Source organism: Brevundimonas sp. 'scallop' (genome assembly GCF_011045535.1).
Classification (GTDB): Bacteria; Pseudomonadota; Alphaproteobacteria; order Caulobacterales; family Caulobacteraceae; genus Brevundimonas; species Brevundimonas vesicularis.
The window spans coordinates 1,593,661-1,619,755 of the sequence record NZ_CP039382.1; the positions used below are offsets into that span (position 1 = coordinate 1,593,661).

The following is a 26,095-nucleotide window of genomic DNA, read 5'->3' on the forward strand; positions in this document are numbered from 1 at the left end:
TCCCTCGCCAAATCGATCCACCGTGGTATGTCTAGACATATTGATCGTAACGACACGGACCTGTCCAGTGACCCTTCAGCCGCAGCCTGTGGATCGCACCCTATGGTTCGAGGCAGCCCTCTTGTCGGATGGATGGGCGCAAGATGTGCGGATCGGCGTGGCTGGCGGACGGATTGTCAGTCTGGAAACAGACGTTGCGCGCAGCCCGGCGGACGAAGGGGGCGGTGTCGCCCTGCCGGGCGTCGCCAATGTCCACAGCCACGCCTTTCAGCGCGCCATGGCGGGCCTGACCGAAGCACGCGGGCTTTCGGACGACGACTTCTGGACGTGGCGCGAGCTGATGTATCGCTTTCTGGATCGGGGCGGGCCGGAAGAGATCGAGGCCATCACCGCCTTGGCCTTCATGGAAATGCTGGAGGGCGGCTTCACCCGCGTCGCCGAGTTCCATTATCTGCACAACGACCCGTCGGGCGCGGCCTATTCGGACCGGGCCGAGATCGCCGCGCGGATCGTGGCGGCGGCGCAGGCGACCGGCATCGCCCTGACCCTGCTGCCGGTTTTCTACGCCCATGCCGGGTTCGGCGGACAGCCGCCGAGGCATGGACAGCGGCGCTTCATCAAAGATCTGAACGGATTCGCCGATCTGGTCGCGCGATGCCGGACCCTGACCGCCCATCTGCCCGACGCCGTGGTCGGGGTCGCGCCGCACAGCCTGCGCGCCGTGAGCCCGGAAGAGTTGGCGGCCATGCCTGCGCTGGCGGGCGACGGACCGATCCATACCCATGTCGCCGAACAGACCAAAGAGGTGGCGGACTGTCTGGCCTGGTCGGGCGCGCGGCCGGTCGAATGGCTCCTCGGCAATGCGCCAGTCGATCCGCGTTGGTGCCTGATCCACTCCACCCATGTGACTGAGGCCGAGTGGCGCGGCGTCGTTGCGCGCGGCGCCGTCGTCGGTCTGTGCCCGATCACGGAGGCCAATCTGGGCGACGGCGTCTTCCCGGCGGTCGATTTCACGCGCGCCGGCGGGCGTTTCGGAATCGGGACAGATTCCAACGTGCAGATCGGCGTGGCCGACGAACTGCGGATGCTCGAATACAGTCAGCGGCTGGCGCTGCGCGGTCGCGCCGTCATGGCCGACCCTGAACGTTCGACAGGCCGTGCCTTGTTTGATCGCGCGTTGGCGGGCGGCGTCCAGGCGACAGGCGCGGCGTCGGGTCTGAGCGTCGGGGCGTCGGCGGACATCGTATCGCTGGATACGAGCGGCGTCGCCTTTGCGGGACGGTCTGGCGATGCGGTGCTGGACAGCTGGATCTTCGGCGCGCCGGCGGGCTCGATCCGTTCGGTTTGGCGAGCGGGGCGGGAGGTCGTGAAAGACGGCCGCCATATCGCGCGAGACGGCATAGAAGCGCGTTATCGCAAGGCCTTGTCGGCGGTGTTGGGGTGAGCCTGCATCGCCGCATCTATGCCGATCTTGAGGGGCTTATCCTGTCCGGCGAGCTGTCGCCCGGCGACCGCATTCCGTTCGAGCATGAGCTGACCGAACGCTACGGCTGCTCGCGCATGACGGTGTCCAAGGCCATTTCGGAACTGGCGGGGCGAGGGCTGGTAACGCGTCGGCGTCGCGCCGGCACCTTCGTCGCCCAGCCCAAGGCCCACGCCGCCGTCCTGGCTATTCCCGACTTGCGGGCCGAGGTGATCGAGCGCGGGCAGGCTTACGGCTATGTCCTGCTGGAGCGGATCGAACGCGAGCCGGACGGTGAGGACGAAATCGAACTCGCGTCGGGTGGTCGTCTGCTGGATCTGACGTGTCTGCACAGCGCCGACGGTGCGCCGCTGGCCTTGGAACATCGGCTGATCGCGGTCGGCGCGGCGCCTCAAGCCGTAGACGTGGATTTTTATACAGTTCCGCCAGGAAGCTGGCTGCTGGACTCGGCGCCCTGGACCGAGGCTGAGAACCGCATTGCAGCGATTGCAGCGGACGCCCGCGCTGCGCGCCTATTGGAACTCAAGCCCGGCGCCGCTTGCCTGTGCGTCGAGCGCCGGACATGGCGGGACGGGCAGGGGGTGACGCGGGTGTGGCAGACCTTCCCCGGCGACCGCTACGATCTGGTGGCGCGCTTCTCGTCCGCCCATTCACCCGTTCTGACAAAGGAGCCTCGCCGATGAAGGCCGACCGTCTGCTGATCGATTGTCATGTCGCCACTATGGTCGAGGGGCCGGTCCCCTATGGCGCGATCCAGGACGCCGCCGTGGTCGTCGCCGATGGCCGCATCGCCTGGGTGGGACCACGCGCTGACCTGCCGGCCGTAGAGGCGGCTGAAACCCAGCGGCTGGACGGGCGATGGATCACGCCTGGCCTGATCGATTGCCACACCCACCTCGTGTTCGGCGGGGACCGTGCGGCCGAGTTCGAACAGCGGCTGGGCGGCGCGACCTATGAGGAGATCGCGCGGGCCGGCGGCGGCATCGTCTCGTCCGTGAAGGCCACGCGCGCCGCGTCGGAGGATGACCTGTTCGCCTCCGCCATGACGCGGTTAGCGGGGCTGAAGGCCACCGGGGTCACCACCGTCGAGATCAAGTCCGGCTATGGTCTGGACCTTGAGACCGAGCTGAAGATGCTGCGTGTTGCGCGTCGGATCGGGCGCGAGGGCGGGGTGCGTGTCCGTACCAGCTATCTGGGCCTGCATGCCGTGCCGCCTGAATATCGCGACGACAGGGCGGCCTATGTTGATTTGGCCATCGAAGACATCCTGCCCGCCGCCCATGCCGAAGGTCTGATCGATGCGGTCGATGCCTATTGCGAGCCCATCGCCTTCTCGACCGCAGAAGTGTCGCGCCTGTTCGACAAGGCGCGCGCGCTGGGGCTACCGGTCAAACTGCACGCCGACCAGTTGTCAAACGGAGGGGGTGCGGCCCTGGCGGCGCGCTATCAGGCTCTGTCCGCCGATCACATCGAACATACGACCGAGCAAGGCGTCGCGGCCATGGCCGCCGCGGGCGTGGTCGCCGTGCTGTTGCCCGGCGCCTATCTGATGCTGCGCGAGACCAAGGCCCCGCCGATCGATCTCCTGCGCCGCCACGGCGTACGGATAGCCGTCGCCACCGACTGCAATCCCGGCACCTCGCCCCTCGCTTCCATGACCACTGCGCTCAATCTGGCTTGCGTGCAGTTCCGTCTGAAGCCGGAAGAAGCCGTGGCCGGCGCGACCCGAGAGGCGGCGAGGGCGCTGGGTCTGCTGGACGAAATCGGCACTGTGGAATTGGGCAAGGCTGCCGACCTCGCCGTCTGGGACATCTCGCGGCCAGCCGAGCTTTGCTATTGGGTCGGCAAGCCTATACTTTATAACAGCACTGAAGAAGGTTTCTAAACGCCGGCGACACCCATGGCCTTCATCAGGGCGTCGCGGATCGCAGCCTCTGTGAAGGGCTTCTGGATCGTGGGTTGGCCGCGCCATTCGTCGGGCAGTCCGCCTTCGCCATAGCCGGTCGAAAAGACGAACGGCACGCCGCGTTCCTTCAACGCCTCCGCGACAGGAAAGACCTGACGACCGGCGACGTTCACGTCCAGCAAGGCGGCGTCGAGCTTTTCCGTGTCCCGGGCCAGTCTTTGACCGTCGTCCACATTGGAGGCCGGACCGATCGGCACGCATTCCATGTCTTCCAGAATCGTTTCCAGAAGCATGGCGACGAGCGACTCGTCCTCGACCACAAGGACACGGCGACCGGTCAGAGGTTGAGTCATTGTGCGGCCGTCCTGTCCAATGGAACCGTCAGTTCCGCGATCAATCCATCGGGGGCGTAGACCAGATCGATCTCGCCCGCCAGATCATGTCGAATGTTTCGTTCTATCAAACGGCTACCGAAGCCTCTTCTGTCCGGAACCGTAACTTTGGGGCCGCCGATTTCGCGCCAGCTCAGCTTCAGTTTCCGGTCGCGCTGGTCCGCCAGACCCCAGTCGATGAGGATGCGACCGTCCGGCGTATGAAGGGCACCGTATTTCGCGGCATTCGTCGCAAGCTCGTGGAAGATCATGCCCAGAGACAGAACGACGGCGGGCTCCAGCGACACCGCCGGTCCATTCAGGCTGATGCGGGTCGGCCCGTAGGCTTCAGTCTCGTGTTCCAGAATGGCGCGCAGGTCGGCGCCCTCCCAGTGGCTTTGCGTCAGCAGATTGTGGGTGTGCGAAAGCGCCATGATCCGGGACTGAAAGGTCTCGGCGAAGCTGGCCGGATCGGTATTGGAGCGGGCCGTCTGAATGGCGATGGATTGGACCGTGGCGAGTGTGTTCTTCACGCGGTGATTCAGCTCGTCGATCATCAACTTCTGGCGCTGGGCAGCCAGGACGTTTTCGGTGATGTCGTGGCCCTGAACGAAGATGCCCACGACCGCGCCTGAGTCGTCACGGATCGGCTGATAGATGAAGTTGAGATAGACGGTTTCGAGCAGCCCGTCGGGCTTGCGTTGCAGCTGCGCTGCGCTCTCGCGGCCTTCATAGGGTTCGCCTGTGGCGAAGACGCTGTCGAGAAACTCGTAGAAGCCTTGGCCTTCCAATTCTGGCAAGGCCTGCCTGACCGGTTTGCCGGCGATATCCCTGTGACCAATGAGTTGGCTGTAGGCGTCGTTATGCATCTGGAACCGGTGATCCGGCCCGGACAGGATGGCGACGAAGCCGGGCGCCTGCATGAACATGTCGACGAGGCGATTGCGCTCGGTCTCCAGGCGACGATTGTCCTCCTGCACCGACTGGGCGCGACGCAGGACCGAGCCGCCGACTATCGCGTCCAGCGCCGTCGTCGGCTCGTCCGGACGGATGACGGGCGCCAGATCCGTCACATCCGTGGTGTGCTGAAGCAGCATGACCACTTCGCCGTCGGCGTTCAGGATGGGCGTATGGGTGGCGCTCCAGAGACGTTCCTCAAAAACCTCGCTGCCGTCCGGTTGGGCTCGAGGCATTGAAAAGCGCACGACCGCCAGATGATCGCGTTGTCGGGTGTCGCGCGCCTTTTCCAGCGACGCACGGACTTGGCGGACGTTTTCCGGGGCGTCCGAGCCAGGTCCCGAGTCGAAGGTCGAAAACAGGGGCTGACCGACCATGTCGCTACGCTTGGCACCTGTGACATCTATGTAAGCCTGATTGACTTCTGCGATGCGCAGGTCAGGCGTGATCAGCACGTAGGGATTGGGCGAGGCTTCGAAAGCCGCGCTCAGATCGACGGTCAGGTCGCTAGATTTCACTGTTTCGTTCAACGCCTACCCCGCACAGCTTGGCGATAACGCGCCATATCGAAATCGGTTCTCTCGTCGCGTGTCGTGAACTGTGATCGCAAGTTTATTGGCGAGACGCCGTAATTTGCTAATCAGCGCGCATGACAATCGCCGGCGTTTTCGCCACCCTTTCGCTCATGATGGCGCCCGCAGCCGACCAGCCCACCGTCCGCATTTCGCAGGGCGTACTGAACGGACGTGTGGATGCCGATGTGGCGGCGTTCAAAAACATTCCCTACGCGGCGCCGCCGACGGCCGAGCGGCGTTGGCGACCGCCCGGTCCCGCGCCGACCTGGCAGGGCCAGCGCGACGCCTCAAGCTACGGTCCGCTATGCATCCAGGCGCCGCCGAGCGGCGACCCCGGCGTCGGTCCCTTGCCGATGAGCGAGGACTGTCTGAACCTGAACGTCTGGCGGCCCATCAGCGCGGCTCAGCCCGCGCCGGTCATGGTCTGGATCCACGGCGGCGGCCTGGTGAACGGGTCGGGAACCGCACCGCTGTATGATGGAACGAGCCTGGCCAAGCGCGGCATGGTCGTGGTGACGCTGAACTATCGACTGGGGCGGCTGGGCTTCTTCGATCATCCGGCGCTGGCGGCCGAGCGGCCGGCAGGCGAGGCGGCGGGGAATTACGGTCTGATGGACGTGACGGCGGCGCTGAAATGGGTGCGCGCCAATATCGCGGCCTTTGGCGGCGACCCCAAGAACGTGACCATCTTTGGCGAATCGGCGGGCGGGGCGATCGTCACGCGGCTGATGATTTCTCCGCCGGCGCGCGGTCTGTTTGACCGGGCGATCGTTCAGTCCGGCCTGGGGCGGGAGTTACAGACGCCGCTGGACCGCAAAGGCGCCTATGGCGCGCCCTCAGCGCGGGAGCGCGGCGAGGTCTGGGCCTATGGCGCGGGACTGCGAACGGCGGCGGATTTGCGCGCGGCGCCGGCCGATCTGTTCCTGACGCCGCCTCCGGTCTTCGCCAACGGCGACCTGACGCTGATCGACGGGCGGGTCGTGCCGTCCACGGTTGAGGCGGCGTTCAAGGCGGGGCGGCAGGCCCCGGTGCCCTTCATCATCGGCAGCAACAGCGCCGAGTTCTGGTGGATGCGGCCCACGGATCGCAACGGCTATGGTCAGATCGACGACGACATGACCTGGCTCGAGCGGGCCGACGCCGTTCAGGCCTATGGCGGGCTGGAGGCGTTCGACAAGCTGGCGATCACGGATCTGGTGTTTTCAGAACCGGCCCGGATGCTGGCGCGGCTGCATGCCAAGGCGGGCCATCCGGCCTGGCTCTATCGCTTCGATATCTCCTCGCCGCAGAACCCGGAGCCCCATGGCGGCGCGACCCATGCGATCGAGCGGCCCTATGTTTTCGGCACGCTGAACACCCTGCCGTATCCGGTCGAGGATCGGGACCGGAAAGCGTCGGACGCAATGATGGGATACTGGACCGCCTTCGCACGTTCGGGCGATCCCAACGGCGTCGGGCGGCCGCGCTGGCCCACGGCGACCCTGAGGGACACCCGGCTGATGAACTTCGTCAATCCGGGGCCGACCGTGACACCCGTGCCGTCCAGCGCCCGGCTGGACCTGCTTGAGCGGTTCCGCGAGCGGCCCCGGCCCTGAGAGCAAGCGTCAGCCGGCCGAGGTCGCGCCCGACTGCTTCTCCTTTAGCGTGACCAGCTCTTCGGCCATGGTCGGGTGGACGGCGCATGTGGCGTCCCACTGGGCCTTGGTCAGGCCGGCCTTCACCGCGATGGCGGCCAGCTGGATCATCTCGGGGCTGTCGGGGCCGACGATGTGAACGCCGACCACGCGCTGGCTGTCGGCGTCGACCACCAGTTTCATCAGCACCCGCTCATCAGAGCCGGTGAAGGCGTATTTCATCGGCCGGAACCGGGTGACGTAGACATCGACGCCGTTCGAGCAGGAGCGGCGGGCCTCCGCCTCGCTGAGGCCCACGACCCCGACCGGCGGCTGGCTGAAGACGGCGGTGGCCACGGCCTCGTAGTCGAAGTGCTGGGGATTGTCGCGATAGACGGTCTGATGGAAGGCGACGGCCTCGCGGATGGCGACGGGCGTCAGGTTCATCCGATCGGTGACGTCGCCGATGGCCCAGATGTTGTCCGCCGTCGTCCTGGAATAGGGATCGACCTTGATGGCGCCCGCTTCATTCAGCTCGACCCCTGCGCTCTCCAGCCCCAAATCCTTGACGTGAGGGATCCGGCCGGTGGCGAACATGACGACGTCCGTCTCCAGCTTCATGCCGTTTTCGAGGTGGTTGATGAGGCCGGTCTCGGTCTTTTCGATCTTCTCGTGCTGGCAGCCCAGAATGACCTTGATGCCGCGCTTTTCGATCTCTCCGGCCAGGTGTGCGCGCACATCGTCGTCGAAGCCGCGCAGGATGTTGGGGCCGCGATAGATCAGGGTCGTCTCGACGCCCAGGCCCGCGAAGATGCCGGCGAACTCCACCGCGATATAGCCGCCGCCCGCAATCAGGATGCGCTTGGGCAGCTCCGGAAGGTGGAAGGCTTCTTCGGACGTGATGGCGTGCTCAATGCCAGGTAGCTCTTCCGGCTTCCACGGGCGGCCGCCCGTGGCGATCAGAATCTTTTCGGCGGTGATTGTGCGATCCTTGCCGACGATCTCCACAGTATGGGCGTCTTTCAGAACTGCCCGCCCGTGGACCAGTTCGACCCCGGCCTTGCCCAGATTGGCTGCATAGATGCCGGACAGGCGCGCGATTTCGACATCCTTGGCTTCAAGGAAGGTGGGCCAGTCGAACTTCGCATTGTCGAACGACCAGCCGTAGCCCTCGGCGATCTCGAGCGCGTGGCTGACCTCGGAGGCCATGACCATGAACTTCTTGGGCACGCAGCCGCGGATCACGCAGGTGCCGCCGACACGATATTCCTCGGCGACCGCGACCTTCTTGCCGTCCAGCGCCGTCAGCCGCGCCGCTCGCACCCCGCCCGAACCGGCGCCGATGACGAAGAGGTCGTAGTCGTAGTCGGCCATAGGTCGGATTCCGTTCAGCGGCAGGCATCGGCATTTAAGCCACGCCGCGCGAAATCCAAGAGCTCAACGGTCTGTCCAGACCTGATCAGGTTGGTCTCGTCTAGTGGTTCAGTTGATCGGCGGCGCCTTGCAGTTGGCGGCGATAAAGGCCTCGTGGGTTGGCATCCGCGCCACGCCCTGCTGGATCATCGCCTTCATCTTATGCAGCCATTGCTGGACCTGCTCCAGAGGGATGGTCTCCGTGATCGGATCATGCCGATCGGGGATGACACCCTGGCCGAGCAGCACGGCGATCCAGCTCGTCTCCTGAAACAGCTCGTCCTCATAGCGGAAGATGCGGCCCCGGCTACGAAACTGATCCATCTTTTGCTTCAGCGTCTCGGGAATCTGCATGGCCCGCACGTGGCGCCACAGGGGCGAGTCGTCGCGCGCCGTGGCGTGATAGTGCAGGATGATGAAGTCGCGGATGCGCTCGGTCTCCAGCCGCATCATGCGGTTGTAGTTGTCGATATCGGCCTGGGCGAAGCCGGTGTCGGGGAAGTGCAGCAGCAGTTTGGATATGCCCGACTGCACCAGATGGATGCTGGTCGACTCCAGCGGCTCCAGGAAGCCTGAGGCAAGGCCCAGGGCCAGACAGTTCTTGTTCCAGGTCTTCTTTCGGCGACCGGTGGTGAACCGCAGGAAGTTGGGTTCCGCCATCGCCTCGCCGTCCAGGGAGGCGCGCAGCCTGGCCTGGGCCTCATCGTCGGAAATGTACGGGCTGCAATAGACATAGCCGTTGCCGGTGCGGTGCTGCAGCGGAATGCGCCAGCGCCAGCCCGCTTCAAGGGCCGTCGATTGGGTATAGGGCGTCGGATCGCCGACCCGGGTGCAGGGCATGGCCACAGCACGATCCGCTGGCAGCCAGTGGGTCCAATCCTCGTAGCCCGTCTTCAGCGCCCCTTCGATCAGCAGGCCTCGGAAGCCAGAACAGTCGATGAAGAAGTCCGCCTCCAGCTCGCGTCCGTCGTCCAACCGCACCGACTGGATGAAGCCGTCGCCGTCGCGCAGGCGCACGTCGGCGATCTTGCCTTCGTGACGCACGACGCCTTGCGACTCGGCGCGTTGGCGGAGGAACCTGGCGTACAGGCCGGCGTCGAAATGGAAGGCGTAGGTCATCTGCGAGGCGGCGCCGCGCGGGTCGGTGTCAGGCCGGGTGAACCGGCCCATGCGCGCTGCCATCGTCGTGACGGAATAGGCGTCCAGGTTGTCGTCCAGCCCCGCCTTGTTCAGCCTTAGCCAGTATTGGTGGAAGGAGGCGGCGTCGATGCGCGTGCCATAGGTTCCGAACGGGTGGAAGTAGCTTTTGCCCCTCTCAAACCAGTCGTTAAACTCAATGCCCAGTTTGTAGGTGGCCTGGGTGGCGCGAATGAATTCGTTCTCGTCGATGCCCAGCAACTGGTTGAACAGCAGGATCGGCGGAATGGTGGCCTCGCCGACGCCGACCGTTCCGATGACCTCGGATTCGACCAGTTCGATTTTTACCGTACCGCGCGTGACGTGCGCCAGCGCGGCGGCGGCCATCCAGCCGGCCGTGCCGCCCCCGACGATCAGAATGCGTTTCAGCGGAGCAGGAGTCATCGGGCGTAACCGGTGAAGAGGGGAATGCTTGGGCAGATCGGCGGCTGCCTTTGTGATCAGTCGCGCGAACTGCAGGGCTTGTCGATCCTGGTTCTCTGACGGGCCGATACAAACCGGCGAAAAACGCGATCTAGCCTCGCAGTAAAGCCAGCCAGCCGTGTATCCATACATTCTGGAGAAAGACGATGGTGGGTGATGTAGGGTTCGAACCTACGACCCGCTGATTAAGAGACGCTGTAAGTACATTGAAATGAAAGAAGAAAGCCTCCAAACAGGATCAAGCTGATACGAGCAAATTCAATGGGTTACAGCGGGTTTTCCAAATGGAATTCGCGTTGCTGCCGGTTTGATAACTCATTGAAACCATTCAGTTTGGTCATGCTCATTCGCAGCCGACGCCGTCACCATCTCGATCTAAGTGCCGTCCATAACCGGGATCGCCCCTACGCACGGGAGCCGCACCTGCCGCACGGGCCGCAGTGCAGTTCGCAAACGCGCCGCTAGACGGGGGAGACGACCTCAAGCCCCGTGGACGAGAGGGCGACGAAGAGCCTCCGCCCGCACGATGGCAGTGGTAACCGCCTCGCTTGCGATCGTTGTGGCACCCCTCTGCGTTCAGTCCGCCGGAATGCGCAGCTACAGCTATCGGTACCGCCGAGGCCGCAATGATGACGAACGCAATAATGAACTTCATGTCGGTGCCCCGTGCCAGGGCTTCATAGCTCGCAACTTTTGCGCGCGTCCAGCTCGCGTGGTTCGGTCACCGGCTAGGAAAAGCTTCGTCGAGACTATCGATTGCCATTTGAAGCGAAGCTTTAAGGCGCATCAGCGCCACGGCAGGTAGGAGCTGATCTCGTCGCGAAGCTCGTAGCACCGCTGATAAAACGGCGTCTGAGTGCTGGATCAGGCGCACCAGATTTTCGCCGCTGGGCCCGTTACGGCCATCAAACCAGTTTCGCACAGCACGTTCATTTGCATTGGTGATGAGGCCGACCGCCTTGCGCGCAGAGGGACTCTCGCCCCATTCCTCGCGAAGTGCTCCAGCAATCATCTGCGGGAAGGCCTGCATCGACGCCTCCTGATGGAGAAGTTTTCCGATTTTGGGCTGAAGTTTTCAGACCATCTTTTGAAACGACATCCGGTCGGACTGCCGCTACGGCTCGATTCTCACCGCCATTCGGACGGGTGTAACTGGCGTGCATTATGGACCCAATGGGCGTTCAGCACGAGATGGGGGCCGCGAAATCAGTGCGGGCGGCTCAGTACGTCCGTATGTCGACGGAGCACCAAAAGTACTCAACCGAAAACCAGTCTGAGGCGATCGCGGCCTACGCGGCTCGACGTGGGTTTGATGTCGTTCGGACCTACACAGACGCGGGAAAGAGCGGACTGAGGCTTGATGGGCGAGCGGCTTTACAGGAGCTGATCGCCGACGTTCGCAACGGCGCTCCGGGATTTGAGGCTATCCTCGTTTATGATGTGAGCCGTTGGGGTCGTTTCCAGGATGCTGACGAGAGCGCTTATTACGAGTTCATCTGCCGTGAGGCTGGGCTGTCGGTGCATTACTGTGCTGAGCAGTTTGAGAACGACGGGAGCCTAAGCGCGACAATCATAAAGAGCATGAAGCGCGCGATGGCGGGGGAGTATAGTCGCGAGCTCTCGGCCAAGGTCTTTGCTGGTCAGTGTCGCCTCATCACGCTGGGTTTTCGGCAAGGTGGCGCGGCTGGATATGGTCTGCGTCGGCAACTGGTTGATGAGCATTTGTCGCCGAAAGGTCTGCTTGAGCGAGGCGAGCAAAAGAGCATTCAAACCGATCGTGTGGTGCTCACCCCCGGGCCGCCCGAGGAAGTCGAAGTCGTTCGACGTCTCTATCGGATGTTCGTCGTTCAGCGTCGCTCAGAAAGCGAAATTGCTACGGTGCTGAACGGGGAGGGCCGGCTTACGGATTTGGGACGTCCCTGGACCCGCGGCACGGTCCACCAGGTTCTTACGAACGAAAAGTACATCGGCAACAATGTGTACAATCGCTCTTCCTTCAAGTTGAAGGCAAAGCGCGTGGTGAACGATCCAGACAACTGGGTGCGTCGCGACGGTGCGTTCGAAGGGATCGTTGAACCGGACTTTTTCGAGGCTGCACAGCGCATCATCCAGGCCAGGTGCGTGCGATACAGTGACGAAGAGCTGCTGGCTCGGTTGTCTGACCTGCTGGCGAAAAAGGGATGGCTATCGGGGCTCGTGATCGACGAAGTCGATGACATGCCGTCAAGCTCGGCATTTCGCCACCGGTTCGGGAGCCTCGTTCGTGCTTACCAACTGATCGGCTATTCGCCAGCTCGCGACTATCGCTACATCGAAATCAATCAGGCTCTCCGGGCGATACATCCGGATGTCGTCGCCCAGGTCGTTGGTGGAATCGAGCGGGGCGGAGCGGTTGTTTCAGAAGACCCGTGCAACGGACTGCTGACCATCAATGACGAGTTCACTGCATCGGTCGTGATCGTACGCTGCCTAGAAACGCCGGCGGGCGGATTGCGGTGGAAAATTCGGCTAGATCAGGGTCTGCGCCCCGACATCACCATCGCAGTGCGGATGGAGGTCGGGAACGCTGAAATCCGCGACTACTACCTGCTCCCCTGGTTCGAGTGTGGCGCGGATCCAAGCATGAGGTTGGCGCCCGACAATGGCGTGCTGCTGGACTCGTTTCGCTTCGACACACTCGACGCGTTCTTCGATCTCACGCAGCGGGTGGAGGTCCATGCAGCATGACCGACGTCGCTGAAATTCGTCTCATCCCGGTCAATGACATCACGGTGCTGAACCCTCGCGCTCGAAACAAGAGAGTGTTTCAAGAGCTGGTGACCAGCATCGAGCATCTCGGGCTGAAAAAGCCGATCACCGTCAGTCAGCGGCCCGGTCGATCGCGATACGATCTGGTCTGCGGTCAAGGGCGGCTAGAGGCGTTCATCGCGCTTGGGCAAGAGCAGATCCCGGCGGTGTTGATCGATGCCGCCGAGGAAGACTGTTTTGTGATGAGCTTGGTCGAAAACCTCGCTCGTCGACAGCACACACCGCTCGAGCTGGTTCGAGCCATCGGATCGCTTCGAGAGCGTGGGTACAGCCATAGCGAAATCGCTGCGAAGGTTGACTACAGTACGGAATATGTTGGGGCGATCTGCCATCTTTTGGAGAACGGCGAAGAAAAACTGATCTCAGCGGTCGAGCGCGGCGTGATCCCTCACACTGTCGCTATGGAGATCGCGCATTCCAAGGAAGGGGAGGTGCAGCGTGCTCTGGCTCAGGCCTTCGAAGAAAAGGCCATTCCGGGCAATCAGGTTTTGGCCATTCGCCACATTATCGAGCAACGCAGCACAAGCGGCAAAGGGATCCACAATCGCAATCGTGGCGTCCGCAATCAAAAACCGATCACGGCCGACACGCTTGTTCGGTCGCTACAACGCGAGACGGAACGTCGCGAGACCTTTGTCAGACGGGCCTCTCTGACGCGCACGCGTCTCGTTTTTGTCGTCAACGCACTGAAGCATCTGCTTGCCGATGATCATTTCGCTGCGCTTATGCGCGCTGAAGGGATCACCAATCTTCCGTCCGCGCTCGCGGCGCGCGTCGGTTTGGAGCATCCGTGATGGCCTCCGTCAAAATCGCCTTCCAGCAACGCGTTCGATCTATCTCTTTCGACCGCATTCTGCCCTCCAAGATGCTGTCGGCGGCGGTCACCGAAAGCGCAAAGTACAAGCGCATCGCCGCATCGATCTTAGAAGTGGGTTTGGTCGAGCCGCTGATCCTCGCCCAAGCCCGGTCAGGCGATGCCTTCACTCTTCTCGACGGCCACGTGCGATTGGCCGTGTTGAAGGAGCAGGGCGCAGTGGAAGCGCGATGCATCGTCGCTAAGGACGATGAGGCCTTTACCTACAACAAGCGCGTCAATCGGCTTCAACCGATTCAAGAGCACTACATGATTGTTCGCGCCATTGAGCGAGGGGTATCCGAAGCCAAACTCGCGCGGGCGCTCAATGTCGATGTCGGCTCAATTCGAGCCAGACGTCACATGCTCAACGGGATTCATGACGACGTCGCTGAGCTGCTCAAGGACAAGCCCGTCGGCATCAATGCCTTTCAGAAGCTGCGCAAGATGAAAGCTATGCGTCAGCTCGAAGTTGCGGAGCTGATGATCTCGGCAAACAACTACAGCGCCACATATGCGAGGGCGCTTCTGGTCACGACCAAACCCGCCGATCTCGTGAAGCCCGAAGCGAAGGCGATACGCGGCGTCAGCCCGGAACAGATCGAGCGGCTTGAGCGGGAGCTCGCTGCGGTGTCTGAAGACTTTCACGAGTTGGAGACAGCGTTTGGCGACGACACGCTGCTGCTGGTCATCGCGGCAGGCTTTTTGGAGCGGTTGCTCACCAAACGGTCGATCGAAACCTTTCTCGCAAACTCGCATCGCGAGATGCTGGAGACCTTCCGATCCGTTGTCGCAGCAACCTCGTTAGACCCTCCCGCCCAAGCGGCTTGAGCACGCCTAAGGGGACCGGGACCCTTCAAGCGCCGGGACCACCGGAGAAGCCGTCGGCGGAGGCGGATCAAGGGTGGTGGCGGGGATGACGGCGATCCCGTTCGGAGCCCGCTAGGATGGGCGTCATCTGCCCATCTAGGGTCGGTCCGGCGGGACGACCCGCCGTTGGGATCGTGCGCCAAGCTCGACGACCGCTGCGCTCGACTAAGATCGATTTGGCGTCTCAGTGTGCATTCAAAAAACCGCACTGATCGCGGAAACCAATATGATGAGACTGGATCGAGGGGGACCAGGATGACGCAACTCGCTGGCGGATGGACGCTCGAAAAGCTCGAGGCCAAGACACCTGAAGAGCGCTTCAATGTGTGGTCGAACGCGCGGGCCAAGGGTACACTCGAGGCGGACGAGCTCGCGCAGTTTATCGAGAGGTCTGGGTTGAACTATGCGCCGACCGGCGGCATCAGCATGTCTGATCTTCGCGTGCTCGAGATGCGCCGTCATCGAGTCACCTGAGGGACAGGCAGCCTGTCTGAAGGCCACAGCCGACGGGTTGCCGGCACTCGCTGGGGTCGAGCCGATGATCGTTGAGCGGATGGGCAGCAGGTACGGTCAGATCAGCATGACGACAGTCACAGCAGGCTCGATCGTCGGCGAGCTCATGCAGAGCAAGGGCTTTAAAATCGGAAGTCAGAAGAAGATGCCCGAAGTGTCGGTGGCGCAGACTGCGGCGTTCTGGGTGGCGCGGTAAGTTCGCAGCGCAGAGGGCTCAACAGAGCTGAGTTTAGATCGCGACAAACGCAGGGGGGCGGAAGCCGCGTTCTCGTCGCTTAGGGACGATAGCACAAAGACACTGACGCGTGTCGCGCTCGGACCTACGCCAACCCGCTCAATCGCTTTCCTGCAGCCAAACAAGCTTCGACCTCCGAGCGGTCCGCCGTGGTCATCAGTTTGAAACGGCTAAGGTGAGGCAGGGCAAGCACCACGCGACCATCGGGCGCTTGATAGAGTTCGGCGAACTGCCGATTCCAGCCGACGTTCAAACGTCGCGGCGTGCCGGCTTCCAAGATCGCGGCGAGCTCTCGACCTGCCTGCTTACCGAGCGAGATCCAAAGCCTGATCGTCGGCGACTTCTTCGCGACCTCTTGCCACAACGGTCTCACCGCTGCGAGGGCGACGCCAGGGGTTGGCAGCTTGGACCAGCTCCGGCTCCTAAATGGAACAAGCTGAGCGGCGAATACGTCCCTGCTGTCGACCTCAAGCGTTTCGAGCATTCGAACGATCTGCTGCTGAAGCGGATTGTGTGAGTCCGCGGGCCCCCACTTTTGGTCGGTGTAGGCCATGCCGCCCTTAGGCCAGTCCCAATCGGCTTGCTGCGTTTGCGTGTCGCTATCTTCGCGATCCGCACCCGGGTTGAGACCGATGATGCCGACTTTGGCAGTGCTCAAGCGGTCCTCTCGGCAGTACATAAATGTCCAGCCCATCGCGGTCTCAGGCGCGTCTTTAAAGTGGTTGGCGTAAAGCTCAGCGATGGCGGCTTTCGAGAAGGGCGTGTTGGAGCTCATGAACCTAATTCGCGATCTGGTCAGAGAGGACCGGAGAGATATGGGCCGGTAGATTGGTTAGCGCGGATTGCAACAGCACGAGCGCGTCGGGCGCAAGCGTTGCATTGCGTCGACCGGCGGCCTCGGTGATCTCCCAACCGAGATTGGAGACACGCTCCATCTCAACCACGCCAACCTCGCCGAGTTGGTAATAGTAGGAGAACCCCATCCTGACTTGGCTGACGCGACTCCCGAGACAGTTTCGGAACAGGCGTCCAGCGACCTCCATTTTCGCCTCCGTATCGAGCGGCGTGAGGTGTTCGTTGCCGGGCCAAGGCGGCGACGGCAATGGCAGGCCAGCGTACGTGTCGCCGTCGGCTTCAGAAATGACCGACGCGACGAAGTCACGCTCGAAAACAGCAGCTGCAGCGGTGTCTAACTGACCTAAGCGATCCAAGCGCCATTGCTGTCTGCGCAGCAAGATCGCGGTGACGCGCCGATTGCTTTTGAGGCGTTGCACCTTCTTGGGCGAGCAGGCGTGGTCAGGTATTGCGGCGAGCAAATCGATCACGCGCTCGTCGATCGCGTCGAGATGTCGAAGGACCTTCGCTGGTCCGCGACCAGCCTCCAACACGTCCGCGAGCTTGAGGTATGAGCTCGTGCACTTCAGAGCCTTCCAGCCCAGTCGCTTCAGAGCGCGCTCGAAACCTGCCGCCTGCTTGAATCCCGACAGCGCGATCAGCGATCTTAACGAGGATGCTCTGAACCGTTCGCGCCAAAGATCGACGTCGGTCGGACAATCCACGCGCTCAGCACGCGCAGACATTTGGGCCCAGATTGCGCACCAAAGTTGTCGTCGCTCAGCTGAGATCAACGCGAGCTCAGCTTCGGCACGACCACCGAAGAATGCGACCGCCCAACCCTCGCAGGGACCTGCGATCGCCGACAACAGACTGCGCTCCATCATGTCGGGATACCGCGCGCGAGGTACGTCACAATCGGTCGTAGGTCACACCACTTGGTTGATCATTAGAAACTTCTCGCTTGCTCAAGTGAATCAATACGGTTGAATGAGCTGGGGGAGTAGCGATGGATCACAACGAAAACGAGCATCTGGCGGACTTCGTCGAGGACGCCGCCAGGCGGCACGATCCAGACGACCACTATGTGATGCAGCAGGTAGCGAGCGGTCAGGTTGCGATCAGTGACGACGACGAGCATTTTAGGTCAGCCAAGCACTTCGTCGGCCGGTTCTGGGTCGTCGAGCCGAGGAATGGCAATCCTGAGCTTGCTAGCTACCGACGTAGGTTTCAGGATGCGGAAATCGAAGACGACACGTTTATCGATTTGCATCACTCATTGACCTTCGAGCGGTGCTGGTCAGGTCTCGGCGAGAACGACCAACACCTTACTCCGCATCAGCGCCTCTCAGTGGAGGGAAGAGAGAGCAGCGACTGGCCGCGAGGGCATGTCGTTTACGCGCCTTGGGACCGGATGTGGCTCGTCACAATCGCTGAAACTCTGGCGGCCGATGACGCAACGCTGCTCGCCGTTCGGCAGCGCTTCGTCATCGACAAAACAAGCTGTCGCGTGGTTGGCGACGCGCGATTTAATGCAGACCTTCCGACGCCGGGATCCGAATGACGACGACTGACAAACTCTTCTGCCGGGGACTCACCTCGAAGCAAATGAACGCCCTCGCAGTTGCTGCGGTCGTAAGCGATCATTGGTGGCGTGACCTGCTGTCGCTTTGGAAACCGAGTGGAGTGAGTAGCGGGGAATACGGGCTGCGCTTGGCGGTCCGGCACGGCTACCTTAACTTCTATCGACACGGCCAATCGGTGGCTAAAGTCAGCTTCGACGGATCGCATCGGCCGACGCTTTCGGTCCACGCCAAATACATCTGCAACGACGATGAGCGCGGGGTGGTCGGCCAGGTCTATGCCCGCCTCGACGACCGCGGGATCAGTTGCAAAGGCCTGACATCGCGCGCCTACGAAGGGCTTGCGACGGTGAAGGCTTGGATTGACGTCGTGAACCGGCACTACGCCAAGGTCGGCGGTGAAAAACCGCTCATCGATCAGCTGCTCGACAACCCTGCGAACGACGGCGTGATCGATCTGGAGATGGGTCTTCCCGCTTGGGGCTCGCGAAGAACCGCGCCACGCATGGATGTCGTCGCGGTCGAGGAGGTCGAGGGGACGCTGACGGTTATCTTCGGCGAGGTGAAGCGCATCGACGACGGTCGAGTTCGCTCCTCGAAAGCAGAGCCTGAGGTCGTCAATCAGCTCAAGAAATACGAGAACTATCTCACCGACCCGACAAACCGCGATGCCATTGCCAACGCGTACTCACAGACAGCGATAAGTCTCCTGGAGCTGGCTGGCATGACGCGAAGTGTCGGCGCGGAAATCACGCTGTCGGACACGATTCGTCGAGCGGCGACGACGGTGCCCCTCAACGTTGCTAGGCAAGCCGTTCTGGTCATCCTAAGACCCGGTGATCGCGGCGAAGGGAACTGGGAAGATCTACATCGGCCCGCGTTGAACGGCGCCGTCAAGTTTGTCGAAGTCCGACCGGGCGAGGCCATGAATCTTGGGGTCGTCGTTTGACGGTGAATCTCACCGTCCATCGCGCGACCGATCAGATCGGCGGGAACTGCATCGAGCTTTCTAGCGACGCCGGCAGGATCCTACTCGACGTCGGCCGACCTCTTGATGCGCCGAATGATGCGGTAGGTTTGCTGCCAACTACGCTCGATCGAGACCGACCTCTCGACGGAGTGCTGATCTCACACCCTCACCAAGACCACTACGGCCTTCTCGAGGAAATACCGGCGCACTGGCCGATCTACAGCGGCAAGGCGACCGAGCGACTCATACAGCTGACCGCGATCATTTTCGGTCAACCGATGCAGCGGGAATTCCGGCCGTGGGACGTGGGCAAGGCGAACCAGATCGGACCGTTCACGGTCACACCTTACCTGACGGACCACTCGGCGTTCGATGCGCACATGCTGCTCATCGAAGTGGAAGGTCGGCGTATTCTCTACTCGGGCGACTTCAGGACACACGGGCGCAAGTCGAAGCTCGTCGAGCGCATGATGGCGTCGCCGCCGGCCGATATAGACGTGCTGCTGATGGAGGGGACCAACCTCGGCAGCGACAAACCTTGCATGACAGAGACCGACCTTGAGGCGGACTATGTCGAGCTGTTTCGGGCGACTAAGGGGCGGGTGTTTGTGGCGTGGTCTGCGCAAAACATCGACCGTACCGTCACGCTCTATCGCGCGTGTCTGAAAACCAAGCGCACGCTTGTGATCGACCTCTATACGGCAGAGGTGCTCGACGTGTTGGCGGAGCACGGTCGCATACCTCAACCAGACTGGTCGTCGATTAAGGTGGTCATCACCAGCGCGTTTTCGCGGATGTACAAGCGCAAGGGCGACGAGGCGTTCGTGACGCGCATGGCGGCGAACGGCATCTCGGCCAAGGCGCTCGTAAACTCACCTGAGAGGTGGGTGATCATGGTGCGGCCGTCTCTGATCAAGGACTACTCGCCGGCTGGGGTCACGCCGACCGCAGACGACGCGTGGAGCTACGCGATGTGGAGCGGCTATCTCAAAAACGAGGATGGCCAACGACTGCAGAACTGGTTCGGCGAGGGCCGTGCCAGGGCAAAACATCTGCACACCAGCGGGCATGCGTCGCCGTCAGATCTTCGAGCGTTCGCCAACGCGATGAAACCAAAGACGATGGTGCCGATACACGGGGTGGCGTGGGATCTCGACCGAGAGGGGTTTCCGCCGATTACGCGTCTCGTCGACGGGCAACCGTTGGTTCTGTGAGCTGCAGAACAGGCCTCAGTGTACATTCGGAAAATCGCACTGAGCGCGAAAAAGATGCCGGACTTTCTCTGGCGAAGCCTGCCGAGTGCTGGCGGGCGCGGTGGGGATTTTCATCTCTTTCGCCGGCCTCTTTTAAGCTACCTGAAGCCCAATCTGAGGTGGTAGAACGGCACAGTGCAATGGGGGCAAACTTGAAAAAATTGATGCTTGCGGCTTCGATTGCCGCGTCTTTTCTGAGCGCTTGCGGCGACAAAGCCCCGACACCCCCAGCCGGAACGGACGAGGAAATTTCTGCCGTTGCTTTACAGCCGAATGCTCGGTGTATTGCTCCTGAGACTGTTGAGCAGCTCAAAACGATGGCATTCGATGCAGCCCGACGTCTGTCGACCGCCGATCCCGTTCGGATGAACGATCTCCAACGGCAGTCAGTCGCCAAGCTAGAGATGCCGCTTTTGAACGCGCACGATAAGACGTTGGATCGAACAACCTGTTCGGGCCGTCTTCGCATTGAAGTGCCCGTAGGCGCCCGCAGTCTGTTCGGTCCTGATGACCTCGTCGCCGACGTGACCTACTCAATGCAACCGGCTGCGGATGGAACCGGGCTTGTCTACCAAGTGGATCAGTTTGGGCGCATTCCAGGTCTGATTGGCTATGCCGATCTGAGTCAGTTCAACCAAAGCCGCTCCGGAAGTTCTGCGCCGGCGACCGCGCCATCACTCGTTGTCCAGCAACCCTCATCTGTCGGAACCGCCAGCTTCGATTGCCGCCGCGCTCGCACATCGGTCGAGCAGATGATCTGCGCAGACCCTGGTTTAGGCGAACTCGATCGTCAAATGGCAGCCGCCTATGCGCGCCGGCGCCAAGCTCAGCCGGGATCTGGAAGTGAGCAGACTGCGTGGATCGCGATACGCAACACGTGCTCGGATACTGGCTGCCTATACAAAGTGTATGAAGAACGGATCGGTCAACTCAGCGACTGACATGGTTCTCGCCTTTGAGCCTCAGACCTTCGAGTGCATTTGGAGATTAGCGTGAAACCAATCCCCTTCATCGCGCTCGGTTGCCTTCTGCTGGTCGGCTGCGACCTATCGCCTAAATCGGAAGCGCCCGCGAACCCCATTGCCTCTAAAGCTGCACCAGTAGCCGCGGTCGTCAAACCGACAGCGGATCCGCTTACTCCTGATCAGCTCACCGCGCTGGCGTTCAGAACCGCGTGGGGCGGGCCGCCCCCGATCGAGCGTGAGGAAGGGACAGGTAACCAGACCGACACGCGGACCTATCGGTCCGGCAAGCTGATTGCGCTTGAGGGGGGCCGATACGCTCTCATCTCTGACGGGCAGGGCGGGGAGGGACATGTCAATTCGGGGTCGCTCTCCATCCACTATTTGCAGCGTACCGGAGACAGTTTCACGCGCATCGGCAGCTGGCCTGGATTTCTCGTTTCGGGGACGTGGGGAGCCCCGCCAGAATGGAAGATCCGGACTGATCTTACCCCGTCACCGGCCCTGGTCGCAGAGGCTGGCGGCACATGGCAGGGCTACACCTGCACCTGGGCACACGTGATCGAGCTAACCCCGGACAAACCTATCGTGCGGATCGATCAGATCCCGACCTCCTATAGCGACGGCGGGGCGCGCGAAGAGGGGGAGACCAAGAGCATGGAGGGGGTCTTGATCCCCGGTCAGAAGGGCAAGTCGATGCGGGTTCGCTACACGGGCGACGTGGATGCGACGGTCGTCTACGCCAAGGTTGGAGAGAGCTATGACCCGGTCAATCTGCCCGAGCTGCTGACCTGCTGAGCGGCCGAACTGCTGTCTCAGGGTAGATGTGGACAAATGCACTGAGCGGGCAGGGCGCGGACGGCGAATGTCTCAGTCTGACTCAAAGCGGCGGTTGGTGACGTCCGCTTTCGGTCAGGGAAATTATGAAAACATCGGTGGCGTCCTCAGCACTGTTTGCCCAGGTGTGGCTTGCAGCTATGGACGGGCGGAATGAACTTTTCGGGTTGGAGAGCGAGCTTGGCTCAGACGCAGCATGGCGTTGGACGCATTCGATCGAAGGTCGAAATTTGGGTCGGAGTGGGCGTCGTGCTCGTTCTCGCCTTCTTCCTGATTAGCGGCGTCGTCGCCTACCTCAACGTCCAGGGCCTGCGCGCCAATAGTCAGAAGGTGGTTGGAACCCATACGACACTGGTGGCCATAGACCAGGTCCTGTCGACCGTGCAGGACGCTGAAACGGGACAGCGCGGTTACCTTCTCACGGGCCAAGACCGTTATCTTGAGCCCTACGAAGACGCCGTGGCCGCAATGGACCGTGACCTTGCGATCCTCACCGAAGTGACCTCGCGCGACCCAGCGCAGCAGGCCAACCTCAAAGAGGTCAAGCGCCATGTCGGCGTCAAGATGGAGCAGTTGACCCGGGGAATCGAAGCGCGGCGTACGGGCGGCCTCGCGGCGGCCGTCGCGATGATCGAAACCGACCGCGGCAGGACGGCGATGAATGCGATCCGGGAACGCTTGGCCATCATGCGCGCCGACGTCGCGCAGCAGCGGCGACAGTGGCTGTCTGAGATGGAGGTCGCTTACCGGACCGCCCTGCTGACCGGAATCCTGTCCGCCCTGCTCGGCGCCGCCCTCACCGTCGGGGTGTTCCTGCTCATCCGCAACAGCACGCGGGAACGCGCCCGGCGGGAGTGGCTTCAGGCCGGACAGGTTGGGCTCGCCGAAGCAATGAGCGGCGACAAGACCATCGAGGCGCTGGCCGACAGCATCTTGGGCTTCCTGGCTCGATATGTCGACTTTCAAGCCGCAGCGATCTTCAAGGGCGAAGGCGGCGTTTTCCGCCGCGCCGCCACCCTGGGCGTTCCATCAGACGCGCCCGTGCCTATGGAGTTCCGACTTAAGGAGGGCCTTCTGGGCCAGGTCGCCGCTGATGGGGCGTCAGTGCTGCTGACGGATGTCCCTCAAGGCTATCTGACTATTGGATCCGCGCTGGGACGGGATGACCCGCGTCATCTCGTCATCGCCCCTGCGAACGCCGATGGCGTCATCAACGCCGTGATCGAGTTGGGCTTTATCCATGCCCCGGGACCGCAGGTCCTTCGGCTGCTGGACGAAAGTGCGGCTGCGATAGGCGTCGCCCTCAGGTCGGCGCGCTATCGTCTGGATCTTCAGAACGCCCTCGAAGAGACCCAGCGCCAGTCCGAGGAACTACAGGTGCAGAGCGAAGAGCTTCGGGTTTCCAACGAGGAGTTGGAGGAGCAGGGGCGCGCGCTCAAGGAATCCCAGGTGCGGCTGGAGCAGCAGCAGGTGGAGCTTGAACAGACCAACAGCCAGCTGGAAGAGCAAGCACAGGTTCTGGAGGGACAGCGCGACGACCTGGAACGGACCGGCGCCGATCTGGCCCTCAAGGCCCGGGAGCTCGAAGCGGCCAGCCAGTACAAGTCCGACTTCCTCGCCAACATGTCCCACGAACTCCGGACGCCTCTTAACTCCCTGCTGATCCTGTCGAAGCTTCTCGGCGACAACAGCGACGGAAACCTGTCCGAAGAGCAGGTTCGCTACGCCCGGACCATTCAGTCCTCGGGCGACGATCTGTTGACGTTGATCAACGACATTCTCGACCTCTCCAAGATCGAGGCCGGGCACGTCCAGATCCGTCCCGAAGCTGTTTCGGTCCAGAGACTGGCCGGCGACTTGCGCCAGCTGTTCGATCCGATTGCAGACCAGCGGGGGCTGAACTTCACGATCGACGTCGCCAAGGGGACGCCCGATCTGGTTGAGACGGACCGTCAACGTCTGGAACAGATCCTTAAGAACCTGCTTTCGAACGCCTTCAAGTTCACAGAGAAGGGGAGCGTAAAGCTGAGGATCGCGCCCGGCGACCGGGGCTTGGATTTTTCGGTGAAAGACACCGGAATCGGTATTTCGCGCGAACAGCAGAACAGCATCTTCGAAGCCTTCCAGCAGGCCGACGGCACGATCAGCCGCAAGTACGGCGGGACGGGGCTCGGACTTTCGATCTCCAGGGAACTGGCTCGGTTGCTCGGAGGCGCGATCACTCTGGAAAGCAAGCCCGGCAAAGGCAGCACCTTCACCCTCAGCGCGCCCCTCGCCTACGACGCCGCTCAGGTTGCGTCGCGCGCGCCCTTTGCTCCGCAACCCGCGGCGTCCTCAGTCACGCAGGCCGCCCCGAAATCGTCGCCCGCTGTCCTGCCCCGCGCGATTGAGGATGATCGGGACGCGCTGGCCGTGAACCGGCGCACGTTGCTGGTCGTTGAAGACGACGATCGTTTCGCCGCCATCGTCCGGGACCTGTCGCGCGAAATGGCGTTCCAGTGTCTTGTGGCCAGTAATGGCGAGGACGCGATCAAGCTCGCCAAACAGTACCGGCCGAGCGCCATCGTCCTTGACGTCGGCCTTCCTGACCAGTCCGGTCTGACGGTCCTGGACACGCTGAAGCGCGACGACCAGACCCGCCATATACCGATCCATGTGGTGTCCGCTGGAGACCATGCCACGACCGCGCGCGCGCTTGGCGCGATGGGGTATCTCACCAAGCCGGTCAAACGTGAGGCGCTGGCGGATGTCCTTCGGGCCCTGGAGGAGGACCTCACCCGGACCGTTCGACGAGTCCTGATCGTGGAGGATGACGCCGTCCAGCGCGAGGCCATGAGAGCCCTTCTGTCGAGCGGCGGGGTCGAGACGGTCGGGGTGGGCACGGCGGCGGAATGCCTTCAAACCCTCGAACAGCAGACCTTCGACTGCATGGTTGTGGACCTGTCCCTGCCCGACGCCTCCGGCTTCTCGCTGCTGGAGAAGCTCAGTCTGGACGGTCAGCAGGCCTATCCGCCGGTGATCGTCTATACCGGCCAGGATCTGACGGCGGACCACGAGCAACAACTGCGCCGCTACTCCAGCTCAATCATCATCAAGGGCGCCAAGTCGCCGGAACGCCTGCTGGATGAGGTCTCGCTGTTCCTCCACCAGGTGGTCGCCGACATGCCGCCCGAACAGCAGCGCATGATCCAGAAGGCGCGAAATCGAGACGCCGTGCTGGAAGGCCGGCGCATCCTCGTCGTCGAGGATGATGTCCGAAACATCTATTCCCTCACCAGCGTGCTCGAACCTCGCGGCGCCGTCGTGCAGATCGCGCGCAACGGGCAGGAAGCGCTCGACGCGCTCGATGCGTCCGCCGCCTCTGCACCCGCCATAGACCTCGTTCTGATGGATGTGATGATGCCGGTCATGGACGGGCTCACCGCGACACAGCGCATCCGGAGCGATGGACGCTGGGGCGGCCTGCCGATCCTGATGCTGACCGCCAAAGCCATGCCGGACGACCAGGAACGCTGTCTCGCAGCAGGGGCCAACGACTACATGGCCAAGCCCCTGGATGTCGATAAGTTGCTCTCTCTGGTCCGCGTGTGGATGCCGCGCTGATCCATGGCCGACGCTCTCGAAGACCTCGAAATCCAACTGCTGCTGGAGGCGCTGTTCCAGCGCTATCATTTCGACTTCCGTCACTATGCCCGTGCGTCGATCAAGCGGAGGCTAGTGCAGGCCCGCGACCAGATGGGCTATCCGACGCTGACCGCGCTGCAGAACGCTGTCCTGCACGACCCGACGATGCTGCCTCGGCTGCTGGGCTATCTGACGGTGCAGGTCAGCGAAATGTTCCGCGACCCGACCTATTTCAAAGCCTTGCGCGAGACGGTGCTTCCCCATTTGCGCACCTATCCGTCGCTCAAGGTTTGGATTGCGGGGTGCAGCACTGGCGAGGAAGTCTACTCCCTAGCCATCCTGTTCCGGGAGGAAGGGCTGTATGATCGCACCCTCTTCTATGCCACCGACATCAATCCCGATGCGCTCCGCGCAGCAGAAGCCGGGGTCTACGCCCTCGATCGGCTGCGCAAATTCACCGAGAACCACCAGAAGTCGGGCGGACGTTCGTCCCTGTCCGACTACTATACGGCCGACTACGGGCGGGCCGTCTTCGACCGTAGCCTCAGCGCCCGGGTCGTCTTCTCCGATCACAGCCTCGTCACGGACGCGGCGTTCGCCGAGATGCAACTGATCTCCTGCCGCAATGTCATGATCTATTTTGATCGCGCCCTGCAGGATCGCGCCATTGGCCTGTTCAAGGACTCCCTACCACGCGGAGGCTTCCTCGGCCTCGGCTCCAAGGAAAGTTTGAGGTTTTCGGCCCACGCCGGCGAATTTTCTGAGTTCGTCCCCCAGGAAAAGCTCTACCGAAGGCTAGGCGCATGAGTGTCCCA

24 protein-coding genes are annotated in these 26,095 nt (G+C 62.3%); 16 read left to right on the top strand and 8 right to left on the bottom strand.

The window, feature by feature from the left end; all coding sequences use genetic code 11:
* Window positions 1–67 precede the first annotated feature (67 nt).
* From E4341_RS07910 to hutI, 3 genes are read left to right on the top strand one after another with little or no spacing between them, the layout of a single operon-like run.
* Window positions 68–1,444, top strand: a complete 1,377-nt coding sequence (locus E4341_RS07910; protein ID WP_240893503.1) for a formimidoylglutamate deiminase — start codon at window positions 68–70, stop codon at window positions 1,442–1,444.
* Window positions 1,441–2,166 carry a histidine utilization repressor gene (gene hutC, locus E4341_RS07915; protein ID WP_165116436.1) on the top strand — a complete coding sequence of 242 codons (726 nt, stop codon included), beginning with the start codon at window positions 1,441–1,443 and terminating at the stop codon, window positions 2,164–2,166. The genes E4341_RS07910 and hutC overlap by 4 nt, the downstream gene beginning before the upstream one ends.
* Window positions 2,163–3,368, top strand: a complete 1,206-nt coding sequence (hutI, locus tag E4341_RS07920; protein ID WP_165116438.1) for an imidazolonepropionase — start codon at window positions 2,163–2,165, stop codon at window positions 3,366–3,368. The genes hutC and hutI overlap by 4 nt, the downstream gene beginning before the upstream one ends.
* Here hutI and E4341_RS07925 read toward each other — a convergent pair.
* A complete protein-coding gene (locus tag E4341_RS07925; protein WP_165116440.1) occupies window positions 3,365–3,742 on the bottom strand; it encodes a response regulator in 378 nt (125 codons plus the stop codon). The two genes, hutI and E4341_RS07925, sit on opposite strands and share 4 nt — an antisense overlap.
* Window positions 3,739–5,235 (bottom strand): PAS domain-containing sensor histidine kinase, encoded by a 1,497-nt coding sequence (locus E4341_RS07930; protein WP_240893504.1) that lies wholly within the window; start codon window positions 5,233–5,235, stop codon window positions 3,739–3,741. The genes E4341_RS07925 and E4341_RS07930 overlap by 4 nt, the downstream gene beginning before the upstream one ends.
* A 131-nt stretch (window positions 5,236–5,366) precedes the next feature.
* Between E4341_RS07930 and E4341_RS07935 the strand changes: the two genes are divergently transcribed.
* On the top strand, window positions 5,367–6,887 hold the full coding sequence (locus tag E4341_RS07935) for a carboxylesterase/lipase family protein (protein WP_165116444.1): 1,521 nt from the start codon (window positions 5,367–5,369) through the stop codon (window positions 6,885–6,887).
* 9 nt (window positions 6,888–6,896) lie between these two features.
* Here E4341_RS07935 and gor read toward each other — a convergent pair whose 3' ends face one another.
* The 4 genes from gor to E4341_RS07955 form a co-directional block, all read right to left on the bottom strand.
* Window positions 6,897–8,279 (bottom strand): glutathione-disulfide reductase, encoded by a 1,383-nt coding sequence (gene gor, locus E4341_RS07940; RefSeq protein WP_165116446.1) that lies wholly within the window; start codon window positions 8,277–8,279, stop codon window positions 6,897–6,899.
* 108 nt (window positions 8,280–8,387) lie between these two features.
* Entirely contained in the window at window positions 8,388–9,899 is a 1,512-nt protein-coding gene (locus E4341_RS07945) for a tryptophan halogenase family protein (protein WP_165116448.1), read from the bottom strand.
* 382 nt (window positions 9,900–10,281) lie between these two features.
* Complete coding sequence (locus E4341_RS15745; RefSeq protein ID WP_165116450.1) at window positions 10,282–10,593, bottom strand: excalibur calcium-binding domain-containing protein; 312 nt, start codon at window positions 10,591–10,593, stop codon at window positions 10,282–10,284.
* Window positions 10,594–10,659: 66 nt separating this feature from the next.
* Window positions 10,660–10,968, bottom strand: a complete 309-nt coding sequence (locus tag E4341_RS07955) for a hypothetical protein (RefSeq protein WP_165113659.1) — start codon at window positions 10,966–10,968, stop codon at window positions 10,660–10,662.
* Window positions 10,969–11,171: 203 nt separating this feature from the next.
* Between E4341_RS07955 and E4341_RS07960 the strand changes: the two genes are divergently transcribed.
* The 5 genes from E4341_RS07960 to E4341_RS07980 all read left to right on the top strand — a co-directional run bounded on the left by E4341_RS07960 (window position 11,172) and on the right by E4341_RS07980 (window position 15,178).
* The gene (locus tag E4341_RS07960; RefSeq protein ID WP_219355409.1) at window positions 11,172–12,665 is read left to right on the top strand and encodes a recombinase family protein; all 1,494 of its coding nucleotides are present in this window, start codon (window positions 11,172–11,174) and stop codon (window positions 12,663–12,665) included.
* Complete coding sequence (locus tag E4341_RS07965; RefSeq protein WP_165116454.1) at window positions 12,662–13,540, top strand: plasmid partitioning protein RepB C-terminal domain-containing protein; 879 nt, start codon at window positions 12,662–12,664, stop codon at window positions 13,538–13,540. Before E4341_RS07960 ends, E4341_RS07965 begins: the two co-directional genes overlap by 4 nt.
* Window positions 13,540–14,430 (top strand): plasmid partitioning protein RepB C-terminal domain-containing protein, encoded by an 891-nt coding sequence (locus E4341_RS07970; RefSeq protein WP_240893505.1) that lies wholly within the window; start codon window positions 13,540–13,542, stop codon window positions 14,428–14,430. The genes E4341_RS07965 and E4341_RS07970 overlap by 1 nt, the downstream gene beginning before the upstream one ends.
* A 294-nt stretch (window positions 14,431–14,724) precedes the next feature.
* A complete protein-coding gene (locus tag E4341_RS07975; RefSeq protein WP_088582792.1) occupies window positions 14,725–14,943 on the top strand; it encodes a hypothetical protein in 219 nt (72 codons plus the stop codon).
* Between the two features lie 37 nt (window positions 14,944–14,980).
* Window positions 14,981–15,178, top strand: coding sequence for a hypothetical protein (locus E4341_RS07980; protein ID WP_205751254.1), 198 nt, complete (start codon window positions 14,981–14,983; stop codon window positions 15,176–15,178).
* A 124-nt stretch (window positions 15,179–15,302) separates the two neighbouring features.
* Here E4341_RS07980 and E4341_RS07985 read toward each other — a convergent pair whose 3' ends face one another.
* Together E4341_RS07985 and E4341_RS07990 are read right to left on the bottom strand one after the other, a co-directional pair.
* Window positions 15,303–15,992: a uracil-DNA glycosylase family protein gene (locus E4341_RS07985; RefSeq protein ID WP_165116460.1), complete on the bottom strand. Its 690-nt coding sequence runs from the start codon at window positions 15,990–15,992 to the stop codon at window positions 15,303–15,305.
* 4 nt (window positions 15,993–15,996) lie between these two features.
* Window positions 15,997–16,938: a hypothetical protein gene (locus tag E4341_RS07990; RefSeq protein WP_165116462.1), complete on the bottom strand. Its 942-nt coding sequence runs from the start codon at window positions 16,936–16,938 to the stop codon at window positions 15,997–15,999.
* Window positions 16,939–17,060: 122 nt separating this feature from the next.
* On the opposite strand from E4341_RS07990, the gene E4341_RS07995 reads away from it, so the two are divergent.
* The 7 genes from E4341_RS07995 (at window position 17,061) to E4341_RS08025 (ending at window position 26,087) form a co-directional block, all read left to right on the top strand.
* Window positions 17,061–17,615, top strand: coding sequence for a hypothetical protein (locus E4341_RS07995; protein WP_165116464.1), 555 nt, complete (start codon window positions 17,061–17,063; stop codon window positions 17,613–17,615).
* Window positions 17,612–18,583, top strand: a complete 972-nt coding sequence (locus tag E4341_RS08000; RefSeq protein ID WP_165116466.1) for a hypothetical protein — start codon at window positions 17,612–17,614, stop codon at window positions 18,581–18,583. Before E4341_RS07995 ends, E4341_RS08000 begins: the two co-directional genes overlap by 4 nt.
* A 2-nt stretch (window positions 18,584–18,585) precedes the next feature.
* Entirely contained in the window at window positions 18,586–19,818 is a 1,233-nt protein-coding gene (locus E4341_RS08005; RefSeq protein ID WP_240612185.1) for an MBL fold metallo-hydrolase, read from the top strand.
* Between the two features lie 191 nt (window positions 19,819–20,009).
* Complete coding sequence (locus E4341_RS08010; protein ID WP_165116468.1) at window positions 20,010–20,798, top strand: hypothetical protein; 789 nt, start codon at window positions 20,010–20,012, stop codon at window positions 20,796–20,798.
* Between the two features lie 51 nt (window positions 20,799–20,849).
* Window positions 20,850–21,617 carry a hypothetical protein gene (locus E4341_RS08015; protein ID WP_165116470.1) on the top strand — a complete coding sequence of 256 codons (768 nt, stop codon included), beginning with the start codon at window positions 20,850–20,852 and terminating at the stop codon, window positions 21,615–21,617.
* Between the two features lie 219 nt (window positions 21,618–21,836).
* Window positions 21,837–25,259, top strand: coding sequence for a response regulator (locus tag E4341_RS08020; RefSeq protein WP_240893506.1), 3,423 nt, complete (start codon window positions 21,837–21,839; stop codon window positions 25,257–25,259).
* A gap of 3 nt (window positions 25,260–25,262) precedes the next feature.
* Window positions 25,263–26,087: a protein-glutamate O-methyltransferase CheR gene (locus E4341_RS08025; protein WP_165116474.1), complete on the top strand. Its 825-nt coding sequence runs from the start codon at window positions 25,263–25,265 to the stop codon at window positions 26,085–26,087.
* Window positions 26,088–26,095: the final 8 nt, after the last annotated feature.